Origin of the sequence: Streptomyces nidicola (genome assembly GCF_050106155.1) — a bacterium.
Classification (GTDB): domain Bacteria; phylum Actinomycetota; class Actinomycetes; order Streptomycetales; family Streptomycetaceae; genus Streptomyces.
In genome coordinates this window covers 7366759-7386157 of sequence record NZ_JBNBPI010000001.1, presented here as the reverse complement: position 1 = coordinate 7386157, position 19399 = coordinate 7366759, and the positions used below count along the sequence as shown (strand labels likewise).

Sequence of the window (19399 nt, the reverse complement as noted above, 5' to 3'; positions counted from 1 at the left end):
GATTACTTGCTCTCCTCGGAACCAGTGGTGGGGCGGGTGTGGCTGACGGCGGGCTCGTTGCCGCCGAGAAGCAGGTACAGAACGGCCATCCGCGTGTGCACGCCGTTGGCGACCTGCTCGATGACCGTGCAGCGGTCGGAGTCGGCGACCTCGGCGGTGATCTCCATGCCGCGGACCATCGGGCCGGGGTGCATCACGATGGAGTGCTCCGGCATCCGCGCCATACGGTCGCCGTCGAGCCCGTAGCGGCGGGAGTACTCGCGTTCGGTCGGGAAGAACGCGGCGTTCATCCGCTCCCGCTGCACGCGCAGCATCATCACCGCGTCGGACTTGGTGAGCGTGGAGTCCAGGTCGTAACTGACCTCGCACGGCCAGGTCTCGACGCCGACCGGCACCAGGGTGGGCGGCGCGACGAGGGTGACCTCGGCGCCGAGCGTGTGCAGCAGGTCGACGTTCGAACGGGCGACGCGGCTGTGCAGCACGTCGCCGACGATCGTGACGCGCTTGCCGTCGAGCCCCTGGCCGATCCCGGCGTCCCGGCCGACGAGCCGGCGGCGCATCGTGAAGGCGTCGAGCAGCGCCTGCGTGGGGTGCTGGTGGGTGCCGTCACCGGCGTTGATCACCGGGGCGTCGATCCAGCCGGAGGTCGCGAGCCGGTACGGGGCGCCGGACGCGCCGTGCCGGATGACGACGGCGTCGACGCCCATGGCCTCGAGGGTCTGGGCGGTGTCCTTGAGGGACTCGCCCTTGGAGACGCTCGACCCCTTGGCGGCGAAGTTGATGACGTCGGCGGACAGGCGCTTCTCGGCGGCCTCGAACGAGATCCGCGTACGCGTCGAGTCCTCGAAGAACAGGTTGCAGATGGTCCGGCCGCGCAGCGCGGGCAGCTTCTTGATGGGCCGGTCGGCGACGCGGGCCATCTCCTCGGCGGTGTCGAGGATGTGCACGGCATCGTCGCGGGAGAGGTCGGCGGCCGAGATGAGGTGTCGCATCATCTGGGGTGCTCCGTAAGGCAGTTCAGGAGATTCAGGACATACGGGCGCGCGAGGGCACACCTGTCGGGCCGTCCGCGGGTGGGCGCACGGCGGGAAGGGGTGCTACTGCTCGGCCGCCTGGGCGTCCGGCTTGGCACCGAGCAGCACGGCGTCGCGGCCGTCCTCCTCGGCGAGCTGGACCTTGACCGTCTCCCGCAGCGACGTGGGGAGGTTCTTGCCGACGTAGTCGGCACGGATGGGCAGTTCGCGGTGGCCGCGGTCGACGAGGACGGCGAGCTGCACGGCACGCGGGCGCCCGATGTCGTTCAGGGCGTCGAGGGCGGCGCGGATGGTGCGGCCGGAGAAGAGCACGTCGTCGACGAGGACCACGAGGCGGCCGTCGATGCCGTCACCCGGGATCTCGGTGCGGGCGAGCGCGCGCGGCGGGTGCATGCGCAGGTCGTCGCGGTACATCGTGATGTCGAGCGAGCCGACGGGGATGGCGCGGCCGGTGATCTCTTCGAGCTTCTCGGCCAGCCGGCGGGCGAGGAAGACGCCTCGCGTGGGGATGCCCAGGAGAACCACGTCCTCGGCGCCCTTGGCGCGCTCGACGATCTCGTGGGCGATACGGGTCAGTACCCGCGCGATGTCAGGGCCTTCGAGTACGGGCCGGGCATCGGACTGCTGCGTGTCCATACGAAACGGACCCCCTTCTCCGCCTCACGGGACGGACCTTAAAGGACGTCGGATTTGCGTCGTCAACACTACCAGCCCCCACAACATCGCTGATCACCCGCCTGGAGGTGCGAGACCGCGGAATTCACGAGAAGGTCGGTACGGACCATTCGGCTTGACGCGGCCAAGTAACGCTGCGTAACCTCACAGTGAGTTACAGCCACGCGGCGCAGCCGCTTAGTGATGCAGTGTCCGGGGAGCTATATGTCCAGCGAATACGCCAAACAGCTCGGGGCGAAGCTCCGCGCGATCCGTACCCAGCAGGGCCTTTCCCTCCACGGTGTCGAGGAGAAGTCCCAGGGACGCTGGAAGGCGGTCGTGGTGGGGTCGTACGAGCGCGGCGACCGTGCCGTGACCGTGCAGCGTCTCGCCGAACTGGCGGACTTCTACGGCGTGCCGGTGCAGGAACTGTTGCCGGGCACCACCCCGGGTGGCGCCGCCGAGCCGCCGCCGAAGCTGCGCCTCGACCTGGAGCGTCTGGCCCACGTGCCGCCGGAGAAGGCGGGCCCGCTGCAGCGTTACGCCGCCACGATCCAGTCGCAGCGCGGTGACTACAACGGCAAGGTGCTCTCGATCCGCCAGGACGACCTGCGCACCCTCGCCGTCATCTACGACCAGTCGCCCTCGGTCCTGACCGAGCAGCTGATCAGCTGGGGCGTGCTCGACGCGGACGCGCGGCGCGCGGTGGCGCACGACGACGTCTGATCCGGACGCGCACAGAAGAAACGTCACAGCCCTGAGGGGGCGGAGCGATCGGGCTCCGCCCCCTCAGGCGTTTCGGGCCCGGAACACCGGGCCCCGCGCCGCGGGGCTCCGCCCCGGACCCCGCTGCCTCTCGTCCGACGGCGGGGCTGAAAACGCCCGGACAGCCGGAGCCTTCCCCTCACGTCCGGAACAGCCGTCCGATCACTTCGGGGAGCAGGCGCGCGCTCAGCCGCGGCGGGAGCGCCTGGAGCACCGCGAGCACGGGCGCCATCCGCTCCGGGAGCCGGCCGCCCTCCCCCACCCCGGCGAGCGCCAGCGCGATCTCGACCTCCTCCGATGTCAGCGCGTCCGGATCCAGCGTGGCCGCGGCCTCGACGACCTCGGGATCCACCCGAACGGGCCCCAGCTCACGGGCCCGTTCCACCGCTTTCTCCAGCTCGGCAAGGAGCAGCCGCGCCGTCTCCTGTTGCGCGACCGCCGCGGTCACCGTCAGATGCAGCGTGGCCGGCGAGGCCCCGAACGCCGGCTGCGGCTGCAGATACCAGCCGCTCCCCCGCAGCTCGTCCGCCACTACGAAGACATCGATGTCCGGGTCGTCGGAGGCCACGGCGATCAGGGACGCCTCGGGCCGCGCCGCGAGCCGCAGACCGTCGATCCGTTCGACACCGTCAGCGAGCGCGCGGGTCGTCCGGTGTACGCGCGTCGACAGCACCGCGTAACCTTCGGCGCCGACGCGCTCCGTCACCGCCCAGGCCGCCGCGAGGGGCCCGGCCGACTTGGTGCCCTGGAGCGTGGAGTTGACCACGGGGTAGCCGGGCCAGGCGGCGTGCGCGAACCACCCGTGGCGGCGCAGCCCTGCGTCACGGAACAGCAGCAGCGAGGCGCCCTTCGCCGTGTACGCGTATTTGTGCAGGTCGACGGAGAGCGACGTCACGCCGGGTACGGACAGGTCGAACTCCGGGACGGCCGGTACGTCCTGTCCCTGTCGCGCGGCGTGCCGCAGATGCCCGAGGTACCACCCGCCGATGCACGCGTCGACGTGGCACAGCACCCCGCGCCGCTCCGCCTCCTGCGCCACTTCGACGACCGGGTCGATGACTCCGTGCGCGTACGAGGGGGCGGAGACGACGACCAGGGCGGTGCGGTCGGAGATCGCCGAGGCCATGTCGGCCGGGCGCACCTTGAAGGTGTCCGGGTCGACGGGGACGCTCACCACGCGCAGGCCGAAGAGTTCGGCGGCCTTGTGGAAGGCGGCGTGCGCCGTCTGGGGCAGCACGAGTTCGGGCTCGGTCAACCCGCGCTCCCTGCGGGCGTACTGACGCGCCGTCAGGACGGCGAGCAGGCAGCTCTCGGTGCCGCCGCTGGTGAACGTGCCGGCGCTGCCGCCGAGCAGCGCGGTGCCGCGCCGCACCAGGTCGTTCTCCAGCTCCACGACGCTCGGGAACGCCGTCATGTCGAGCCCGTTGACCCCGGCGAAGGCGGCCTGCGCGGCGTTCGCGAGCTCGTCGAGGCCTTCGAGCCCGGAGTCGTAGACGTACGCCATGGTGCGCCCGCCGTGCACCGGCAGATCGCCCGCGCGCAGTGCGGTCAGCCGCGCCAGGATCGCGTCGTCGGTCGTCATACGCACTCCTCGTCTCGCCGAGCATCGCGCGGTGGCGAGGGAGCCGAACCCGTAGCCGAGGCGCACGCGCGCGGGGAGGCCTGTCGTGACATGACCAGAACCTAGTGAAGGTACCCGGAAACGCACCAGGCCCGGAGCAGAACATTGTTCATGTTCTGCTCCGGGCCCGCGGAACGGTGCTGCGCTCGGCGGCGGGGCTCAGGCCTCGTCGCGGCGCAGGGACGGCTTCAGGTCCTTGAAGCGACCCAACAGTCCGTTGATGAACGCCGGTGACTCGTCGGTGGAGAACTCCTTGGCCAGCTGTACGGCCTCGTCGATCACCACGGCGTCCGGGGTCCCGTCGACCCAGACCAGCTCATAGGCGCCGAGCCGCACGATGTTGCGGTCGACGACCGGCATCCGGTCAAGGGTCCACCCGACGGAGTACTGCGAGATGAGCTCGTCGATCCGGGACGCGTGCTTGGCGTACCCCTCGACCAGCTCCATCGTGTACTCGCTGACCGGGGGCTGCCGCGTGTCATTGCGGGAGTGCCGGATCCAGTCCGCGAGAACCGTCAGTACATCAACGGCGTCGCCGCGCTGGTCTGCCTCGAAGAGGATCTGAAAGGCGCGCTTGCGGGCCGTATTACGGGCAGCCACGGTTAGCTGTTCACCCGGCCGAGGTAGTCGCTGGAGCGGGTGTCGACCTTGATCTTCTCGCCCTGGGTGACGAAGAGCGGCACCTGGATCTGGTGGCCGGTCTCCAGGATGGCGGGCTTGGTGCCGCCGGTGGAGCGGTCGCCCTGGACGCCCGGCTCGGTCTCCTTGATGACCAGCTCGACGGCGGCCGGCAGCTCGACGAAGAGCACCTCGCCCTCGTGCTGGGCGACCGTGGCCTCGAAGCCCTCGATCAGGAAGTTGGCGGCGTCGCCGACGGCCTTGCGGTCGACGTGCAGCTGGTCGTACGTCTGCATGTCCATGAAGACGAAGTAGTCGCCGTCCATGTACGAGAACTGCATGTCGCGCTTGTCAATGGTGGCCGTGTCGACCTTGACGCCGGCGTTGAACGTCTTGTCGACGACCTTGCCGGACAGCACGTTCTTGAGCTTGGTGCGCACGAAGGCAGGGCCCTTGCCGGGCTTGACGTGCTGGAACTCGACGACGGACCAGAGCTGGCCCCCGTCGAGCTTGAGCACCAGGCCGTTCTTGAGGTCGTTCGTGGAAGCCACGGTTGCGGAATCTCCTGGACTGACGTGGACGACCCAGGGGCACGCGAGCAGCCTTTGCGGGCTAGAGCGCGAGCAGCTCCTTGGTCGTGATGGTGAGTAGCTCGGGTCCGCCGTCCGCCTCGGGGCGGACGACGAGCGTGTCATCGATCCGGACGCCGCCCCGACCCGGGAGGTGGACCCCCGGCTCGACGGTGACCGGCACACAAGTGTCCAGTTTACCCATGGCTGCGGGGGCCAACTGCGGGTCCTCGTCGATTTCGAGTCCCACACCGTGTCCGGTCAGCGGCGCGAGCCCGTCACCATACCCTGCCGCGTCCAGGACGTGGCGGGCGGCCCGGTCCACTTCGCGGCACTCGACGCCCGGCGCCAGGCTCTCCCGGGCGGCCCGCTGGGCGGCGAAGACGAGGTCGTACAGCTCGATCTGCCAGTCCGCGGGTGAGGTTCCGATGACGAACGTACGGCCGATCTCGCAGCGATAGCCGCGGTACGTCGCGCCCAGGCACACGGAGAGGAAGTCACCCTCCTCGACCCTGCGGTCGGTGGGCCGGTGGGCCACGCGCCCCGAGTTCGGGCCCGTGCCCACGGAGGTGGGGAAGGCGGCGCCGTCGGCACCGTGATCGACAAGTCGACGTTCCAGCTCGAGGGAGAGGTGCCGCTCCGTCCGGCCGACGAGGATGGATTCGAGCAGCTCACCGAGCGCCTGGTCGGCGATCTCTGCCGCTATCCGCAGACAGGAGATCTCGTCCTCGTCCTTGACGAGGCGGAGCTGCTCGACACCGCTGTTGAGGTCCAGCAGACGGAGGCGGGGCGCCACGGAACCGAGCGCGCGGTGCCGGGCCACCGTCAGGTGGTGCTCCTCGACGGCGAGCGAGTCGGCTCCGCGGGCCGCGGCCACGTCCGCGGCGGCGACGGCCGGGTCCCCTGCGGGCACGTCCAGGACCTGCACCCGCAGCGTCTCGTCCATCCGCCCGTCGACGGGTTCGTCGCCGGGCGCTCGCGCGCACAGCAGGAGGTCGTCGCCGCCGCCGAGGTCCCGGCCAAGCAGGAGGACGGCGCCCTTCGGTGCCGTTCCCGCCAGGTAGCGGACGTTGGCGGGCCGCGAGACGAGGGCGGCCGCGCTGCCGCCCGCCGTAGCGCGCTCTCTGAGCCGGTCCCGTCGGGCCGCGTGCACCTCTGCCATGACGCGAGCGTACGAGCGGGCCCTGGCGACGGCCGCCCAAGCGCGTCCGGACGGGTCCCTCCGGGGGTGGGGCGGGTGGGCGGGTGCCGGGAGCGCGTGGGCTGGTGCCGGGGGGGGCAGGTGGGCTGGTGCCGGGGGCGGGTGGTGCGCGGGGCGTAGGGGTTTGCCGGGGCGGGGCGCACGATGGGTGCGCCGAACAGGGGCCGGCGTTACCGGGGAGCGCGGTCGCCTGTCTGGTGCGCGGTACCGGGGGTTGGAGCCTTGCCGGGGTCCGTGGCTGCCTGATTGGTGCGCGGTGCCGGCGGTCGGGGCCTTGCCGGGATCCGTGGCTGCCTGATTGGTGCGCGGTGCCGGCGGTTGGGGCCTTGGCGGGATCCGTGGCTGCCTGATTGATGCGCGGTACCGGGGTTGGGGCCTTGCCGGGATCCGCGGCTGCCCGGACCGGGCACGGTGTCGAGGCTTGGGCGCCTTACGGGGCAACGTCTGCTGCGGTCATTGCACGGCGCCGCACCAGCTCTGGCTGCGCCGGCCCCCGCTCATCTCCCTCCCGCCCGCCCCCTCCGGGGGCTTCGGCCCGCCCGGGGCCGGCCTCGGTGCCGGGGCCCGGATCGCGTCAGGTACGGTCCCCGGGCCCGGCCCCCCCTCAGGCTTGGCGCCTGCCGTGACGCGGGCGCAGCGGCAGAGGACGGAGCTTCACCGGTGCCGACGCGCCACTGGATCGGTGCGCGGCGTCCCACCTCCCCGGCTGCGCCGATTCCCGGTCATCTCTCTTCTCCCCTGCCCCCACCGGGGGCTTCGGCGCACCCGGGCCTGGGCCGCTCTGCGCCGGAGCCCGCATCTGACGGGAGTGGGCCCCGGCCCTTCTCAGGGGGGCGCCCGCCGTGATGAGTACGTAGCACCGAGGGGCGGAGCTTCGCCGGGACCGGCACCCCACTGGGCCGGGCCCAGCGCCTCGCCGCCCCCGGCTGCGCCAATGCCCCCCCCCTCATCTCCCACCCCCATCCCCTCCGGGGCTCCAGACCACCCGCGCCTGGCCCGCTGCGCCGAGGTCGGCGTCCTGTACCGGGGCCGGGGCTTCCGTGTTCGTTGCGCGGCACCGGGCGCCGCCTTGCCCACCCTGCCGCCCCAGGCGGCAGATTGCCCAAGCCGGTGGCGGCCGAACGCCGGGGTGGGGAGCCGTGGTTGGCGGAGGTTACCCAAGGCGGGGCGGCGTCGACGGTGACAGGTGGGGAGACGTGGTGGCCGCAGATCACCCAAGGCGGTGGTGGCCGACCGCAACGGGTGGGAAGCCGTGGTTGGCGTCGGATAGCTCAGGCGGAGCCACGTCGACTGCGACGGGCGAGGAGCCGTGGCCGGCGTTGGATCGCCCCGGGCGGGGGGGTCGGACCCCGTCGGCCCGACGCCCCCGGAGGGGACGGGCGGGAGCCGGGCGATCGCCTACGGGTGGGCAATTTCAGCCCCTGCGGCGATTGAGCAGCGGGGGCCGGGGCGGAGCCCCGAGGCCGCAACGCCGGTACAGCAAAATCAGCCCCGCCTTACGAACCAGAGCCCGCCGGGGGCCGGGGCAGAGCCCCACGGCGTAGGCCGATCGACCGCAACAAGCAGAGAGCCCAGCGGGCGGCAAAACCGCTCACGCCACGGGCAACACCCCGCGGGGCCGACGCCCCTGGAGGGGGCGGGTGGGTGGGAGATAGGCGGAGGGAACCGGCACGGAGCACCGAAGAGCCTCGTCCGCCGGAAGGAACCGGCCTGGGACGCCGCAGGCCCTCGCCACCGGCACGGGGCACCGCAGACCCTCGCCAGGCGGAAGCAACCGGCACGGGGCACCGCAGACCCTCGTCAGCCGGAGGGAACCGGCACGGGGTACCGCAGGCCCTGGTCGGGCGGAAGGAACCCGCACGGGACGCCGCAACCCCTGGTCGGGCGGAAGGAACCCGCACGCGGCTACCGCAGGCCCTCGTCAGCCGGAAGGCACCGGCACCGGGTGCGCGCAGCCTCATCGGCCGGAAGGAACCCGCGCACGGGCACCGCCTACCCCGGCCCCGCAGAGCCCACCGCTATCAAGCCCGCCGCCCCCGCAGGCGGCCCCTACGACCCAGCCAACCCCGTAGGCCCCGCCGACCCGCAGAACCCACCCGCCCCGCCGCCGGGCCTACCACTTCGGTGGGCTCGTGATGGCTCGGGCCAGGACGTCGTCCAGGACCCGTGCCGTACCGGGCACGTCCAGTTGGGAGTTGTCGATGATCGGGAGGCCCGAGCCGTACCAGCCCGCCATCCGCCCGTGGATGCGGGCCACCTCCTCGTCGGTGAGACGCCGGTTGCCGCTGCGCCGGGAGTTGCGCTCCAGGACGATCTCCAGGCCGGGGAGGAGGACCACCGGAAGCAGCCCCGGCCCCACGTGCCGCTTCCAGCCGCCAAGGCCGACCACCGGCCGGTCCGGGAACACCGCATCGTCGAGGATGCAGGAGATTCCATTCGCCAAAAAGTTGCGCGCGGCGAAACCACAAGTGCGGCGGGCCAGCCGGTACTGCGCCTCGCTGTTGTCGTTCCAGCCGCTCTGCGGGTCCGCGAAGCCCGAGCGCACCCATTCCCGTACGTCGTCGAGGCTGATGTGGGCCGTCGGGACCCGCCGGCTCTCCGCCCAGTGCTTCGCGACGCTCGTCTTGCCCGCACCCGCGGGACCGATGAGCAACACGGCGAGCGTGGTCGAGGTCGCGTCGGCGGGCGCCTGCGCGGGCGGCGGGCTCGGCACCGCGACGGGGGCGCCGGTCGGGAGCTGCACATGGCCGGTGGTCTCACGCGGCGGCTGCTGCGGCGGATGCGCGGCCTGTGGTGGGCCCGGGGCCTGCGGCGCCTGGATGTGCGGCGGTTGAGCGGGCGGCGGGTGGTGCGGCGGCGCTCCGCTGAAGCCCGGCATGCCGGGCGGCTGGGGTGCGTGACTCGCCTGCGGCAAGGGGCCGGCCGGCATGTGCTCCGGCCGGTGGGGCGGCGGCAGCGGAGACCCCCCTGCTTGCTGCATCCGGTGCCACTCCATCTCGTACGACGGTCACTAGGGGCTGCCCGGCGGATCCTGCTGGAGTCGCGGGGTCTGGCACGCACATCTGCGGCGTTGTCGTCGGTCGCCAACGCTCCGCGTTGACGCCCTCCTCCGCCTTGCAGCTGCACGCACCAGACCCCGCTCACCGGAACCGAACATTCGCGGTCACCCGGGTCCAGCCCGATCCGCCGGGCAGCCCCTGGGCGCCGGCGAACGGGGCGCTACTGAACGGTACCGTCCCCGGCCGCCGTTGTGTGAACGGCCGGGGAGGTCATGACGTGCCCGAACGTGAACGGACCGCCCTATTCCGCCACTTCGCCGTACGCGGCGAGCAGAACCGCGGGGTCCGGCCCCTCCAGGACGGTGGGCCTGCCAAGGCCGTCGAGGACGATGAAGCGCAGCAGGTCGCCGCGGGACTTCTTGTCGACCTTCATCGTTTCGAGGAGCTTGGGCCACTGGTCGTAGCGGTAGGTCAGGGGCAGCCCGACCGATTCCAGGACCGTGCGGTGGCGGTCGGCCGTCGCGTCGTCCAACCGGCCTGCAAGGCGGCCGAGTTCGGCGGCGAAGAGCATGCCGACGGAGACGGCCGCGCCGTGCCGCCACTTGTAGCGCTCGTTCTTCTCGATGGCGTGCGCGAGCGTGTGCCCGTAGTTGAGGATCTCGCGCAGGCCCGACTCCTTGAGGTCGGAGGAGACGACCTCGGCCTTGACCCGGATCGCGCGCTCGATCAGCTCGGCGGTGTGCTTGCCCGTGGGCGTACGGGCCGACTCCGGGTCCTCCTCGACGAGTTCGAGGATCTTCTCGTCGGCGATGAAGCCGGCCTTGATGACCTCGGCGAGGCCGGACACGAAGTCGTGCACCGGGAGGGAGTCGAGGGCTGCCAGGTCGCACAGGACACCGGCCGGCGGGTGGAAGGCGCCCACCAGGTTCTTGCCCTCGGCGGTGTTGATGCCGGTCTTGCCGCCGACGGCCGCGTCCACCATGGCGAGCACGGTCGTCGGGATGGCGATCCAGCGGACGCCGCGCAGCCAGGTCGCGGCCACGAAACCGGCGAGGTCCGTGGTCGCGCCGCCGCCGACGCCGACGATCACGTCGGAGCGGGTGAATCCGGACTGACCGAGCGCCTTCCAGCAGTACGCGGCGACCTCGGCGGTCTTGGCCTCCTCGGCGTTCGGCACCTGGATGGCGATGGCCTCGAAGCCCTGGCCGGCCAGGTCGTCGCGGAGGGCCTCACCGGTCTCGGCGAGCGCCTCCGGGTGCACGATGGCGACACGCTTGACCTTGTCGCCGATCAACGAGCCCAGTTCACCCAGGAGTTGACGCCCCACCAGGACCTCGTACGGGTCCGTGCCGGCGGTGCCGCCGACGTGGATACGGGTCACATCCTCGCTCATGCCTGCTTCAACTCCAGTGCGTCGAGGACCGCTTCGGCGACCTCTTCGGGGGTGCGGCCGTCGGTGGCCACGACCACCTGGGCGACCTCGGTGTACAGATGCCGGCGCGCTTCCATCAACTCCCGCCATTGCTTACGGGGGTTGATGGCGAGCAGCGGCCGGGCCGCGTTCAGACCGGTCCGCTTGGCCGCTTCCTCGACGTCCATCGAGAGATAGACGACGGTCGGGTGGGCGGCCAGCAGGGCGCGGGTGTCGGCGTCGAGGATCGCGCCGCCGCCGAGCGAGAGCACGCCCTCGTGCTCGGCGAGCGCGGCCGCCACGGAGGCCTTCTCGAGGGCGCGGAAGTGCGCCTCGCCCTCGTCGACGAAGATCTCCGCGATGGTGCGGCCCTGTGCGGTGACGATGTCGTCGTCGGTGTCCCGGTAGGCGCAGCCGAGCCGCTCGGCGAGCAGCGCGCCCACCGTCGACTTGCCGACCCCCATCGGTCCGACGAGGACGACCTGCGGGCCGCTCACCGGATCTGGAGGTTGTCGAGGTACGAGGTGACGTTGCGCCGGGTCTCCGGCACGCTGTCGCCGCCGAACTTCTCCGCGACCGCGTCCGCGAGGACGAGCGCGACCATCGCCTCGGCGACGATGCCGGCGGCCGGCACGGCGGAGACGTCGGAGCGCTGGTGGTGGGCCTGCGTGGCCTCACCGGTGGCGACGTCCACGGTCTTGAGGGCGCGCGGCACGGTCGCGATCGGCTTCATCGCGGCGCGTACGCGCAGCAGCTCACCGGTGGAGAGGCCGCCCTCGGTGCCGCCCGCGTGGCCGGAGACGCGGCGGATGCCGTCGTCCGTCTTGACGATCTCGTCGTGCGCCTGCGAACCGGGCACGCGCGCCAGCTCGAAGCCGTCGCCGATCTCGACACCCTTGATGGCCTGGATGCCCATGAGCGCACCGGCGAGGCGGGCGTCGAGCTTGCGGTCCCAGTGCACGTGCGAGCCGAGGCCCACCGGCACGTCGTAGGCGAGGACCTCGACGACGCCGCCGAGCGTGTCGCCGTCCTTGTGGGCCTGGTCGACCTCGGCCACCATCTGCTTCGACGCGTCGGCGTCCAGGCAGCGCAGCGGGTCGGCGTCCAGCTTCTCGACGTCGGCCGGGGTCGGGTAGACGCCCTGCGGGGCCTTCACCGAGCACAGCTCGACGACGTGGCTGACGATCTCGATGCCGGCCGTCTCCTTGAGGTACGACCGGGCGACCGCGCCGAGCGCGACCCGGGCGGCCGTCTCGCGGGCGGAGGCGCGCTCCAGGATCGGGCGGGCCTCGTCGAAACCGTACTTCTGCATGCCCGCGAGGTCGGCGTGGCCGGGGCGCGGGCGGGTCAGCGGCGCGTTGCGCGCCATGTCCTTGAGGATCTCCGGGTCGACCGGGTCACCGGACATGACCTGTTCCCACTTGGGCCACTCGGTGTTGCCGACCATGATCGCGACCGGGGAGCCGAGGGTGAGTCCGTGCCGGACGCCACCGAGGAAGGTGACCTCGTCGCGCTCGAATTTCATCCGCGCGCCGCGGCCATAGCCGAGGCGCCGCCGGGCCAGGTGGTCCGCCACCATCTCCGTGGTGATCGGAACGCCGGCGGGAAGTCCCTCCAGCGTCGCGACGAGTGCGGGGCCGTGCGACTCCCCCGCGGTCAGCCAGCGCAACCTGCTCAACGGTGCTCCTCATGCTCGCGCTCTGTGTATGGGAACGATCCTCCCATGCCCGCCGAGCGCGACGTTTCCGGTGTCCGGGGTGCGGACGCCACAGGACGCGACATGAGACGCGAGCCACACGCCGAGCGCTCAGCCGAGCGCCTTCACGCCCGCCGCGCGCATGGCGGCGAGCACCGGGCGGGTGTCCCCGGTGAACTGCTCGAACTGGAAGACCGCCTGGTGCACGAGCAGGTCGAGCCCGCTGAGGATCGGGCCGCCGCGCCGCTCCCAGGCCGCTGCCAGCGGCGTGGGCCACGGATCGTAGAGGACGTCGAAGAGCGTGCCGACGCTTTCGGGTACCGCCTCGACCAAGTGATCCGTGCCGCCCTTCGGCGTCGTGGCGATCACCAGGGGCGCCTCGAAGGCCGCTGCCGCGTCGGCCCAGTCGGCCGTGCGCACCCGCACGTCCAGCCGCTCGCCCCAGCCGCGCATCTCCTCGGCCCGCTGCTCGCTGCGTACGTAGGTGACGACCTCGCCGGTGCAGATCCGGGAGAGCGCGGCGAGCGCGGAGGACGCGGTCGCGCCCGCGCCGAGGATCGCCGCCGACTCGACCTTCTCCACGCCGCGCTCGTGCAGCGCCGCGATCAGCCCCGGGATGTCGGTGTTGTCGCCGATCTTGCGGCCGTCCTCCTGGAGGACGACCGTGTTCACGGCCTCCACTGAGCGCGCGGTCTCGGTGATCTCGTCGAGCAGCGGGATCACCGCCCGCTTCAGCGGCATCGTCAGCGAGAGCCCGGCCCACTCGGGCCCGAGCCCGGCGAGGAAGCCCGGCAGCGCCGCCTCGTCGGTCTCGAACCGGTCGTACCTCCACGCGTCCAGACCCAGCTCCGCGTACGCCGCGTTGTGCAGCTGCGGCGAGAGGGAGTGGGCGATGGGCGAGCCCAGAACTGCCGCCCTGCACACGTCAGTTGACCTGGCTGGCATTGAACTTGTCCTTCAGCTTCTCGAACTCGGCGCCGGTCTTCGCGAACTCGGTCTTGTGCATGCCGTCCGTGGCCACGAAGTAGATCCAGCCGTCGTCCGTCGGGTTGAGCGTCGCCGCGAGGGCCACATCGCCGGGGTTGCCGATCGGACCGGGCGGGAGGCCCTTGCGCGTGTAGGTGTTGTACGGGTCCTTGTTGCTGTTGATCTCGGACTCGCCGATGTTGATGTTGCTCTGACCCTTGAGGTAGTTGAAGGTCGAGTCGAACTGCAGGAGCTGGTTGGTCTCCGTGTTCGACGTCTTGAGGCGGTTGTAGACGACCTCGGACATCTTGCGGAAGTCGTCGTGCGTCTTGCCCTCGGCCTGTACGAGGCTCGCGACGGTGAGCACCTGCCAGGGGTTCTTGAGGCCGAGCTTCTTGGCCTCGCCCTCCAGGTCCAGGGCCTCGTACTTGTTGTCGGCCCGGGAGACCATGTCCTTGAGGACCTCCTCGGGCTTCATGCCCTTGGCCGCCGCGTAGCTCGAGGGATAGAGGAAGCCCTCCAGCGGGTCCTTCACCTGGGGGCGGTTCAGCGCCCAGTCGGGCAGGCCGAGGTCCTTGTAGTCCTTCTTCGCGACCTTGGCCGTGGTGCCCTTGGCGACCTTGAGCTTCTTGTCGATGTTCGCGTAGACGGCCGCGTTGCGGGTGCCCTCGGGGATCGTGAGGTTGGCGCGGCTCGACGGGCTGAGCAACATGTCGACGGCGCTCGACGAGGACATCTGCTTCTCCATGACGTACGCGCCGTCCTGGATCGACTTGCCCTTGGGGTCCGCCGACTGGGCGGCGACGAACGCGTCGACGCTCTGCACGACGCCGGCGTCCTTCAGCTTCTGCCCGATCGTGTAACCGCCGGAGCCCTTCGGGATGACGACGGTGACCTGCTCGCCGTTCCCGTCGCCCGCGTAGTCGGGGGCCGCGCCGAAACGGTCCTGGTAGAACTGGTAGCCGAAATAGCCGACGCCGCCGACACCGGCCGCGAAGATCGCCGTGAGCACCAGGCACGCGCATCCGCTGCGCCGCTTCTTCGGCTTCTTGCCGCCGCGTCCGCGACGCCCGCCGCGGCCCTCGTCGTACTCGTCCTCGTCGTCGCCACCGCCGTTGAAGAACGCCTCTTCGCCCTGATCGGGTCCTGCGTCCCAGCCGGTCCCCGGGTCCTGGGGGCGGCGCCGGCCCGGCGGCTCCGGCGGCGGGTAGGCGCCGGGGGTGTTGTAGTAGTCCGGCTCCTCGCCGTTGTACGCGGCGTGCTGACCGGTGCCGTACGGGTCCGCGGGGTCGACGCCGTAGGGCGGCTGGCCCTGCGAGCCGGTGTCCCAGTCCCAGCCACCGTTCTGGCCCTGCTGTCCGCCGTACGACTGCTGGCCGTAGCCGGGATCCTGACCGTGGCCGGGGTCCTGCCCGTAGCCGGGGTCCTGGCCATGGCCGGGGTCCTGCCCGTAGCCGTAGCCCTGCTGACCGGACGTGTCCCAGTCACCGCCGTAGGCCTGCTGCGGGTCGTAACTCCCCTGGCCTCCGTAGGCAGCCTGGCCGTCACCGGCCTGCTGCCCCCATCCCTGGTCCCCGTACAGCGGGTCCGCGGGATGCCACGGTTCGGAGCCTTGGCCCCGGCCATACTCAGTCATCGGTCCCCTACAAGCCGCGAGGCGGGATGGGCCGCTGTCCGATCAGGAAGTCCCCTCAGGAAGCCTGATCAGGAAGGGCAACCGTTCCGCCTCTTGATGCTGTGCGGCGGCTATTCGAACACCGCCGGTCGCGCGGAACGTTACCGTATCGCGATCAGACAACCACTTCGACGCCCTCGCCGGGAGCGGTTCCTGACGCCCGTTCGGACTCCAGGGCCTGCTGGAGGATGATGACGGCGGCCGCCTGGTCGATGACAGAGCGGCCCTTTTTGGACTTAACACCGCTGGCGCGCAGTCCCTGGCTGGCCGTCACTGTGGTCATCCTCTCGTCGAGAAGTCTCACCGGAACGGGTGCCACGCCTCGGGCGAGTTCCTGGGCGAAGCCGCGGACCTTGGCGGCCGCCGGGCCCTCGCCCCCCTTGAGGGAGCGAGGGAGTCCGACGACGATCTCGATCGGCTCGTACTCCTCGACGATGGCCTTCAACCGCCGGTGGGCGGCCGGGACGTCGCGTCCCGGCACGGTCTCCACCGGAGTCGCGAGGATCCCGTCGGGGTCGCAGGAAGCGACCCCGATCCGGGCGTCCCCGACGTCGATCGCCAGACGGCGGCCTCGGCGCATCAGTTCGCGGTCTCCGCGACGAGGCGCTCGACGGCGTCGATGGCGTCGCCGATCGCGGCCGGGTTCTGGCCGCCGCCCTGCGCGACGTCCGGCTTGCCGCCGCCACCGCCGCCGAGGGTCTTGGCAGCCGTACGGACCAGGTCGCCGGCCTTGAGGCCGCGGTCGCGGGCGGCGTCGTTGGTGGCGATGACCGTGAGCGGCTTGCCGTTGGCCGTGGTGAAGAGCGCGACGACCGCGGGGCGGCCGCCCTGGATGCGGCCGCGCACGTCGAGCACCAGCTTGCGCAGGTCGTCAGCGGACGTGCCGTCCGGGACCTGGCCGGTGACGACGGCGACGCCACGCACGTCCTTGGCGCTCTCGGCGAGCCCGGCGGCGGCCTGGAGGACCTTCTCCGCGCGGAACTTCTCGATCTCCTTCTCGGCGTCCTTGAGCTTGCCGAGCATCGCGGAGACCTTGTCGGGCAGCTCCTCGGAGCGGCCCTTGATCAGCTCCTGGAGCTGGGCGACGACCGTGTGCTCCTTGGCGAGGAAGTTGTACGCGTCGACGCCGACGAGGGCCTCGATGCGGCGCACGCCGGAGCCGATGGAGGACTCGCCGAGCAGCTTCACCAGGCCGAGCTGGGCGGTGTTGTGCACGTGCGTGCCGCCGCAGAGCTCCTTGGAGAAGTCGCCCATGGTGACGACGCGGACGCGCTCGCCGTACTTCTCGCCGAACTCGGCGATGGCGCCCTGCTTCTTGGCTTCGTCGATCGACATGACCTCGGCGTGCACGTCGAGCTCGCGGGCAAGCACCTCGTTGATCTTCTGCTCGACGTCCGTCATCACGGCCGTGGGCACGGCGGACGGCGAACCGAAGTCGAAGCGGAAGCGGCCCGGCTGGTTCTCGGAGCCGGCCTGCGCGGCCGTCGGGCCGAGCGCGTCGCGCAGCGCCTGGTGGGTCAGGTGCGTGGCGGAGTGGGCGCGGGCGATGGCGCGGCGGCGGGTCACGTCGATGATCGCCTGGGCCGGGGCGCCGACGGTCACCTCGCCGACCTGGACGACGCCCTTGTGGACGTAGACGCCGGGAACCGGCTTCTGGCAGTCGCGGACCTCGACGACCGCGCCGTTGTCCAGCTTGATGCGGCCGGTGTCGCCGATCTGGCCACCGCCCTCGGCGTAGAACGGGGTGCGGTCGAGGACGACCTCCACCTCGTCGCCCTCGGTGGCGGCCGGCGAGGAGACGCCGTTCACCAGCAGGCCGACGACCGTCGACTCGCCCTGCGTGGCCGAGTAGCCGATGAAATCGGTGGCACCGGCGGCGTCGGCGATCTCGCGGTACGCGCCGGCGTTCACGTGGCCGGTCTTCTTGGCCTGGGCGTCCGCCTTGGCGCGCTCCCGCTGCTCCTTCATCAGGCGCCGGAAGCCGTCCTCGTCCACGGACAGGCCCTGCTCGGCGGCCATCTCCAGGGTGAGGTCGATCGGGAAGCCCCACGTGTCGTGCAGCAGGAACGCCTTGTCGCCGGCGAGGACCGACTTGCCGGCGGCCTTCGTCTCGGTGACAGCGGTGTCCAGGATGTTCGTGCCGCCCTTGAGGGCCTTGAGGAACGCGGCCTCCTCGGCGAGCGCGACCTGCTCGATGCGCTTGCGGTCCGAGATCAGCTCCGGGTACTGCAGGCCCATCGTGTCGATCACGACGTCGAGCAGCTCCTGCGCGACGGGGCCCGTGGCACCGAGGATGCGCATGTTGCGGATGGCGCGGCGCATGATGCGGCGCAGCACATAGCCGCGGCCCTCGTTGCCGGGCGTGACGCCGTCGCCGATGAGCATCGTCGACGTACGCATGTGGTCGGCGACGACGCGCAGCGAGACGTCCGAGTCGCGCTTGGCGCCGTAGGCGACGCCGGTCAGCTCGGTGGCCTTGTCGATGATGACGCGCAGGGTGTCCGTCTCGTACATGTTCTGTACGCCCTGGAGGATCATCGCGAGGCGCTCGAGGCCGAGACCCGTGTCGATGTTCTGCGAGGGCAGGTCGCCGAGGATCTCGAAGTCGTCCTTGCCGGTGCCCGGGCCGCGCTCGTACTGCATGAAGACCAGGTTCCAGATCTCCACGTAGCGCTCGTCGTTGACGGCCGGGCCGCCCTCTTCGCCGAACTCGGGGCCGCGGTCGTAATTGATCTCGGAGCACGGGCCGCAGGGACCCGGGACGCCCATGGACCAGAAGTTGTCCTTCTTGCCCAGGCGCTGGATGCGCTCCTTCGGTACGCCGACGACCTCGTGCCAGATGCGCTCGGCCTCGTCGTCGTCGAGGTAGACGGTGATCCAGAGCTTCTCGGGCTCCAGGCCGTAGCCACCGTCCGCCACGGAGCTGGTGAGCAGCTCCCAGGCGTACTTGATGGCGCCTTCCTTGAAGTAGTCCCCGAAGGAGAAGTTGCCGCACATCTGGAAGAACGTGCCGTGCCGGGTGGTCTTGCCGACCTCTTCGATGTCCGGCGTGCGCACGCACTTCTGGACCGAAGTGGCGCGCGGCGCGGGCGGCTTGACCTCACCCAGGAAGTAGGGCTTGAACGGGACCATGCCTGCGGGGACGAGCAGCAGAGTCGGGTCGTCCGCGATGAGCGACGCCGAGGGCACGACCTTGTGGCCACGCTCCTCGAAGAAGCTCAGCCAGCGGCGACGGATTTCAGCCGACTCCATCAGTGGTCCTCATTCCGATTGTTGATCGAGTACCGCGTGTTCTCGAGGTACTTGGGTTGCTTGAGTTGCTTGGTCTGCTTCGTGGCGAAGGTGTTCTGGATGACCGCGAAGCGGCTCTGCGGCAGCGGTTCGGGATCCGGCGCCTCGTTGATGCCGAGGGCGTCGCCCAGTTCGGCCTCGCGTTCGGCCATGTTGTCGCGGACGTCGAGAGCGAAGTCCTTGAGCTTGTGGCCGGCCTCGACCGCCTTGTTGGCGGCCTGGGCCGCGAGCGACTCCGGCGTCAGCTGCTTGAGCTTGCGGTTGACCTTCGTGGTGGCCCATACGCCGGCGGCTGCGCCCGCGGTGAACCAGAACGTACGGCGGAACATGTCTTCGGTCAGTCCCTCTTGTTCCGGTTGGCCCGCTTGGCGCGCCGCGCCTCGGGGAGCGGGCGCCCCACGATCACGGTACGGCGCGACTCCTTGGCGGGCGCGTCCTTGCCCCGGCCGCCGATGGCCCGGCGCACTCCGTAGCCGAACGCGGCCACCTTGACCAGCGGGCCGCCGAAGGTGGAGGCCACGGTGGAGGAGAGCGCCGACGCGTTCGACGTGACTTCCTGGACGTCCGAGGCGATCGAGTCGACGCGGTCGATCTGGGTCTGCGCGGAGCGCACCGCGGCGGAGGCGTCGGCGAGCAGCGGGACGGCCTGTTCGGTCACGTCCGCGACCAGCTTGGTGGTCGCCCTGAGCGTCTGGGCCAGCCTCACGAGCGCCACCGCGAGGAAGGAGACCAGGATCGCCCAGAAGACAGCCACCAGAATCCCGGCAACCTCTCCACCGGACACGTGGCACCGCTCCCTAGCTCGGTACGAAAGCTCTGTGCGAACACACTCCGTACGAACGCACAGCTTCTGAACATCAAAAAGTCGTCCCCCGAGCCTATCGCGCCCGACCCCGCGC

The 19399-nt window shown here is 71.1% G+C and carries 17 protein-coding genes; 1 reads left to right on the top strand and 16 read right to left on the bottom strand.

Annotated elements, in window-relative coordinates:
• Window positions 1–2: 2 nt before the first annotated feature.
• The gene (locus tag ACOKM3_RS33420) at window positions 3–995 is read right to left on the bottom strand and encodes an aspartate carbamoyltransferase catalytic subunit (protein WP_426904966.1); all 993 of its coding nucleotides are present in this window, start codon (window positions 993–995) and stop codon (window positions 3–5) included.
• A 102-nt stretch (window positions 996–1097) separates the two neighbouring features.
• Window positions 1098–1670 (bottom strand): bifunctional pyr operon transcriptional regulator/uracil phosphoribosyltransferase PyrR, encoded by a 573-nt coding sequence (pyrR, locus tag ACOKM3_RS33415; RefSeq protein ID WP_266721807.1) that lies wholly within the window; start codon window positions 1668–1670, stop codon window positions 1098–1100.
• 243 nt (window positions 1671–1913) lie between these two features.
• On the opposite strand from pyrR, the gene bldD reads away from it, so the two are divergent.
• The gene (gene bldD, locus ACOKM3_RS33410) at window positions 1914–2414 is read left to right on the top strand and encodes a transcriptional regulator BldD (RefSeq protein ID WP_266721805.1); all 501 of its coding nucleotides are present in this window, start codon (window positions 1914–1916) and stop codon (window positions 2412–2414) included.
• A 178-nt stretch (window positions 2415–2592) separates the two neighbouring features.
• Here the strand turns inward: bldD and ACOKM3_RS33405 are convergent, their stop codons facing one another.
• The 14 genes from ACOKM3_RS33405 to ACOKM3_RS33340 form a co-directional block, all read right to left on the bottom strand.
• Entirely contained in the window at window positions 2593–4035 is a 1443-nt protein-coding gene (locus tag ACOKM3_RS33405; protein WP_426904965.1) for a pyridoxal phosphate-dependent decarboxylase family protein, read from the bottom strand.
• A 198-nt stretch (window positions 4036–4233) separates the two neighbouring features.
• Window positions 4234–4674, bottom strand: a complete 441-nt coding sequence (gene nusB, locus ACOKM3_RS33400) for a transcription antitermination factor NusB (RefSeq protein ID WP_426904964.1) — start codon at window positions 4672–4674, stop codon at window positions 4234–4236.
• Between the two features lie 2 nt (window positions 4675–4676).
• On the bottom strand, window positions 4677–5243 hold the full coding sequence (gene efp, locus ACOKM3_RS33395; protein WP_385763064.1) for an elongation factor P: 567 nt from the start codon (window positions 5241–5243) through the stop codon (window positions 4677–4679).
• Window positions 5244–5304: 61 nt separating this feature from the next.
• Window positions 5305–6423, bottom strand: a complete 1119-nt coding sequence (locus ACOKM3_RS33390) for a M24 family metallopeptidase (RefSeq protein ID WP_426904963.1) — start codon at window positions 6421–6423, stop codon at window positions 5305–5307.
• Window positions 6424–8575: 2152 nt separating this feature from the next.
• The gene (locus tag ACOKM3_RS33385) at window positions 8576–9442 is read right to left on the bottom strand and encodes a Pro-rich N-terminal domain-containing protein (protein WP_426904962.1); all 867 of its coding nucleotides are present in this window, start codon (window positions 9440–9442) and stop codon (window positions 8576–8578) included.
• Between the two features lie 320 nt (window positions 9443–9762).
• The gene (gene aroB / locus ACOKM3_RS33380; protein ID WP_426904961.1) at window positions 9763–10854 is read right to left on the bottom strand and encodes a 3-dehydroquinate synthase; all 1092 of its coding nucleotides are present in this window, start codon (window positions 10852–10854) and stop codon (window positions 9763–9765) included.
• Window positions 10851–11369, bottom strand: a complete 519-nt coding sequence (locus ACOKM3_RS33375) for a shikimate kinase (protein WP_426904960.1) — start codon at window positions 11367–11369, stop codon at window positions 10851–10853. The genes aroB and ACOKM3_RS33375 overlap by 4 nt, the downstream gene beginning before the upstream one ends.
• The gene (gene aroC / locus ACOKM3_RS33370; protein WP_385763055.1) at window positions 11366–12550 is read right to left on the bottom strand and encodes a chorismate synthase; all 1185 of its coding nucleotides are present in this window, start codon (window positions 12548–12550) and stop codon (window positions 11366–11368) included. The genes ACOKM3_RS33375 and aroC overlap by 4 nt, the downstream gene beginning before the upstream one ends.
• A 129-nt stretch (window positions 12551–12679) precedes the next feature.
• Window positions 12680–13513, bottom strand: coding sequence for a shikimate dehydrogenase (locus ACOKM3_RS33365; protein ID WP_426904959.1), 834 nt, complete (start codon window positions 13511–13513; stop codon window positions 12680–12682).
• Window positions 13494–15170: an endolytic transglycosylase MltG gene (mltG, locus tag ACOKM3_RS33360; protein WP_426904958.1), complete on the bottom strand. Its 1677-nt coding sequence runs from the start codon at window positions 15168–15170 to the stop codon at window positions 13494–13496. The genes ACOKM3_RS33365 and mltG overlap by 20 nt, the downstream gene beginning before the upstream one ends.
• Window positions 15171–15324: 154 nt before the next feature.
• Window positions 15325–15789, bottom strand: coding sequence for a Holliday junction resolvase RuvX (gene ruvX, locus ACOKM3_RS33355; RefSeq protein WP_266721783.1), 465 nt, complete (start codon window positions 15787–15789; stop codon window positions 15325–15327).
• Window positions 15789–18461 carry an alanine--tRNA ligase gene (alaS, locus tag ACOKM3_RS33350; RefSeq protein ID WP_426904957.1) on the bottom strand — a complete coding sequence of 891 codons (2673 nt, stop codon included), beginning with the start codon at window positions 18459–18461 and terminating at the stop codon, window positions 15789–15791. The genes ruvX and alaS overlap by 1 nt, the downstream gene beginning before the upstream one ends.
• Window positions 18461–18829, bottom strand: coding sequence for a DUF6167 family protein (locus ACOKM3_RS33345; RefSeq protein ID WP_266721779.1), 369 nt, complete (start codon window positions 18827–18829; stop codon window positions 18461–18463). The genes alaS and ACOKM3_RS33345 overlap by 1 nt, the downstream gene beginning before the upstream one ends.
• Window positions 18830–18837: 8 nt before the next feature.
• A complete protein-coding gene (locus tag ACOKM3_RS33340; protein WP_267071119.1) occupies window positions 18838–19284 on the bottom strand; it encodes a DUF948 domain-containing protein in 447 nt (148 codons plus the stop codon).
• Window positions 19285–19399 lie beyond the last annotated feature (115 nt).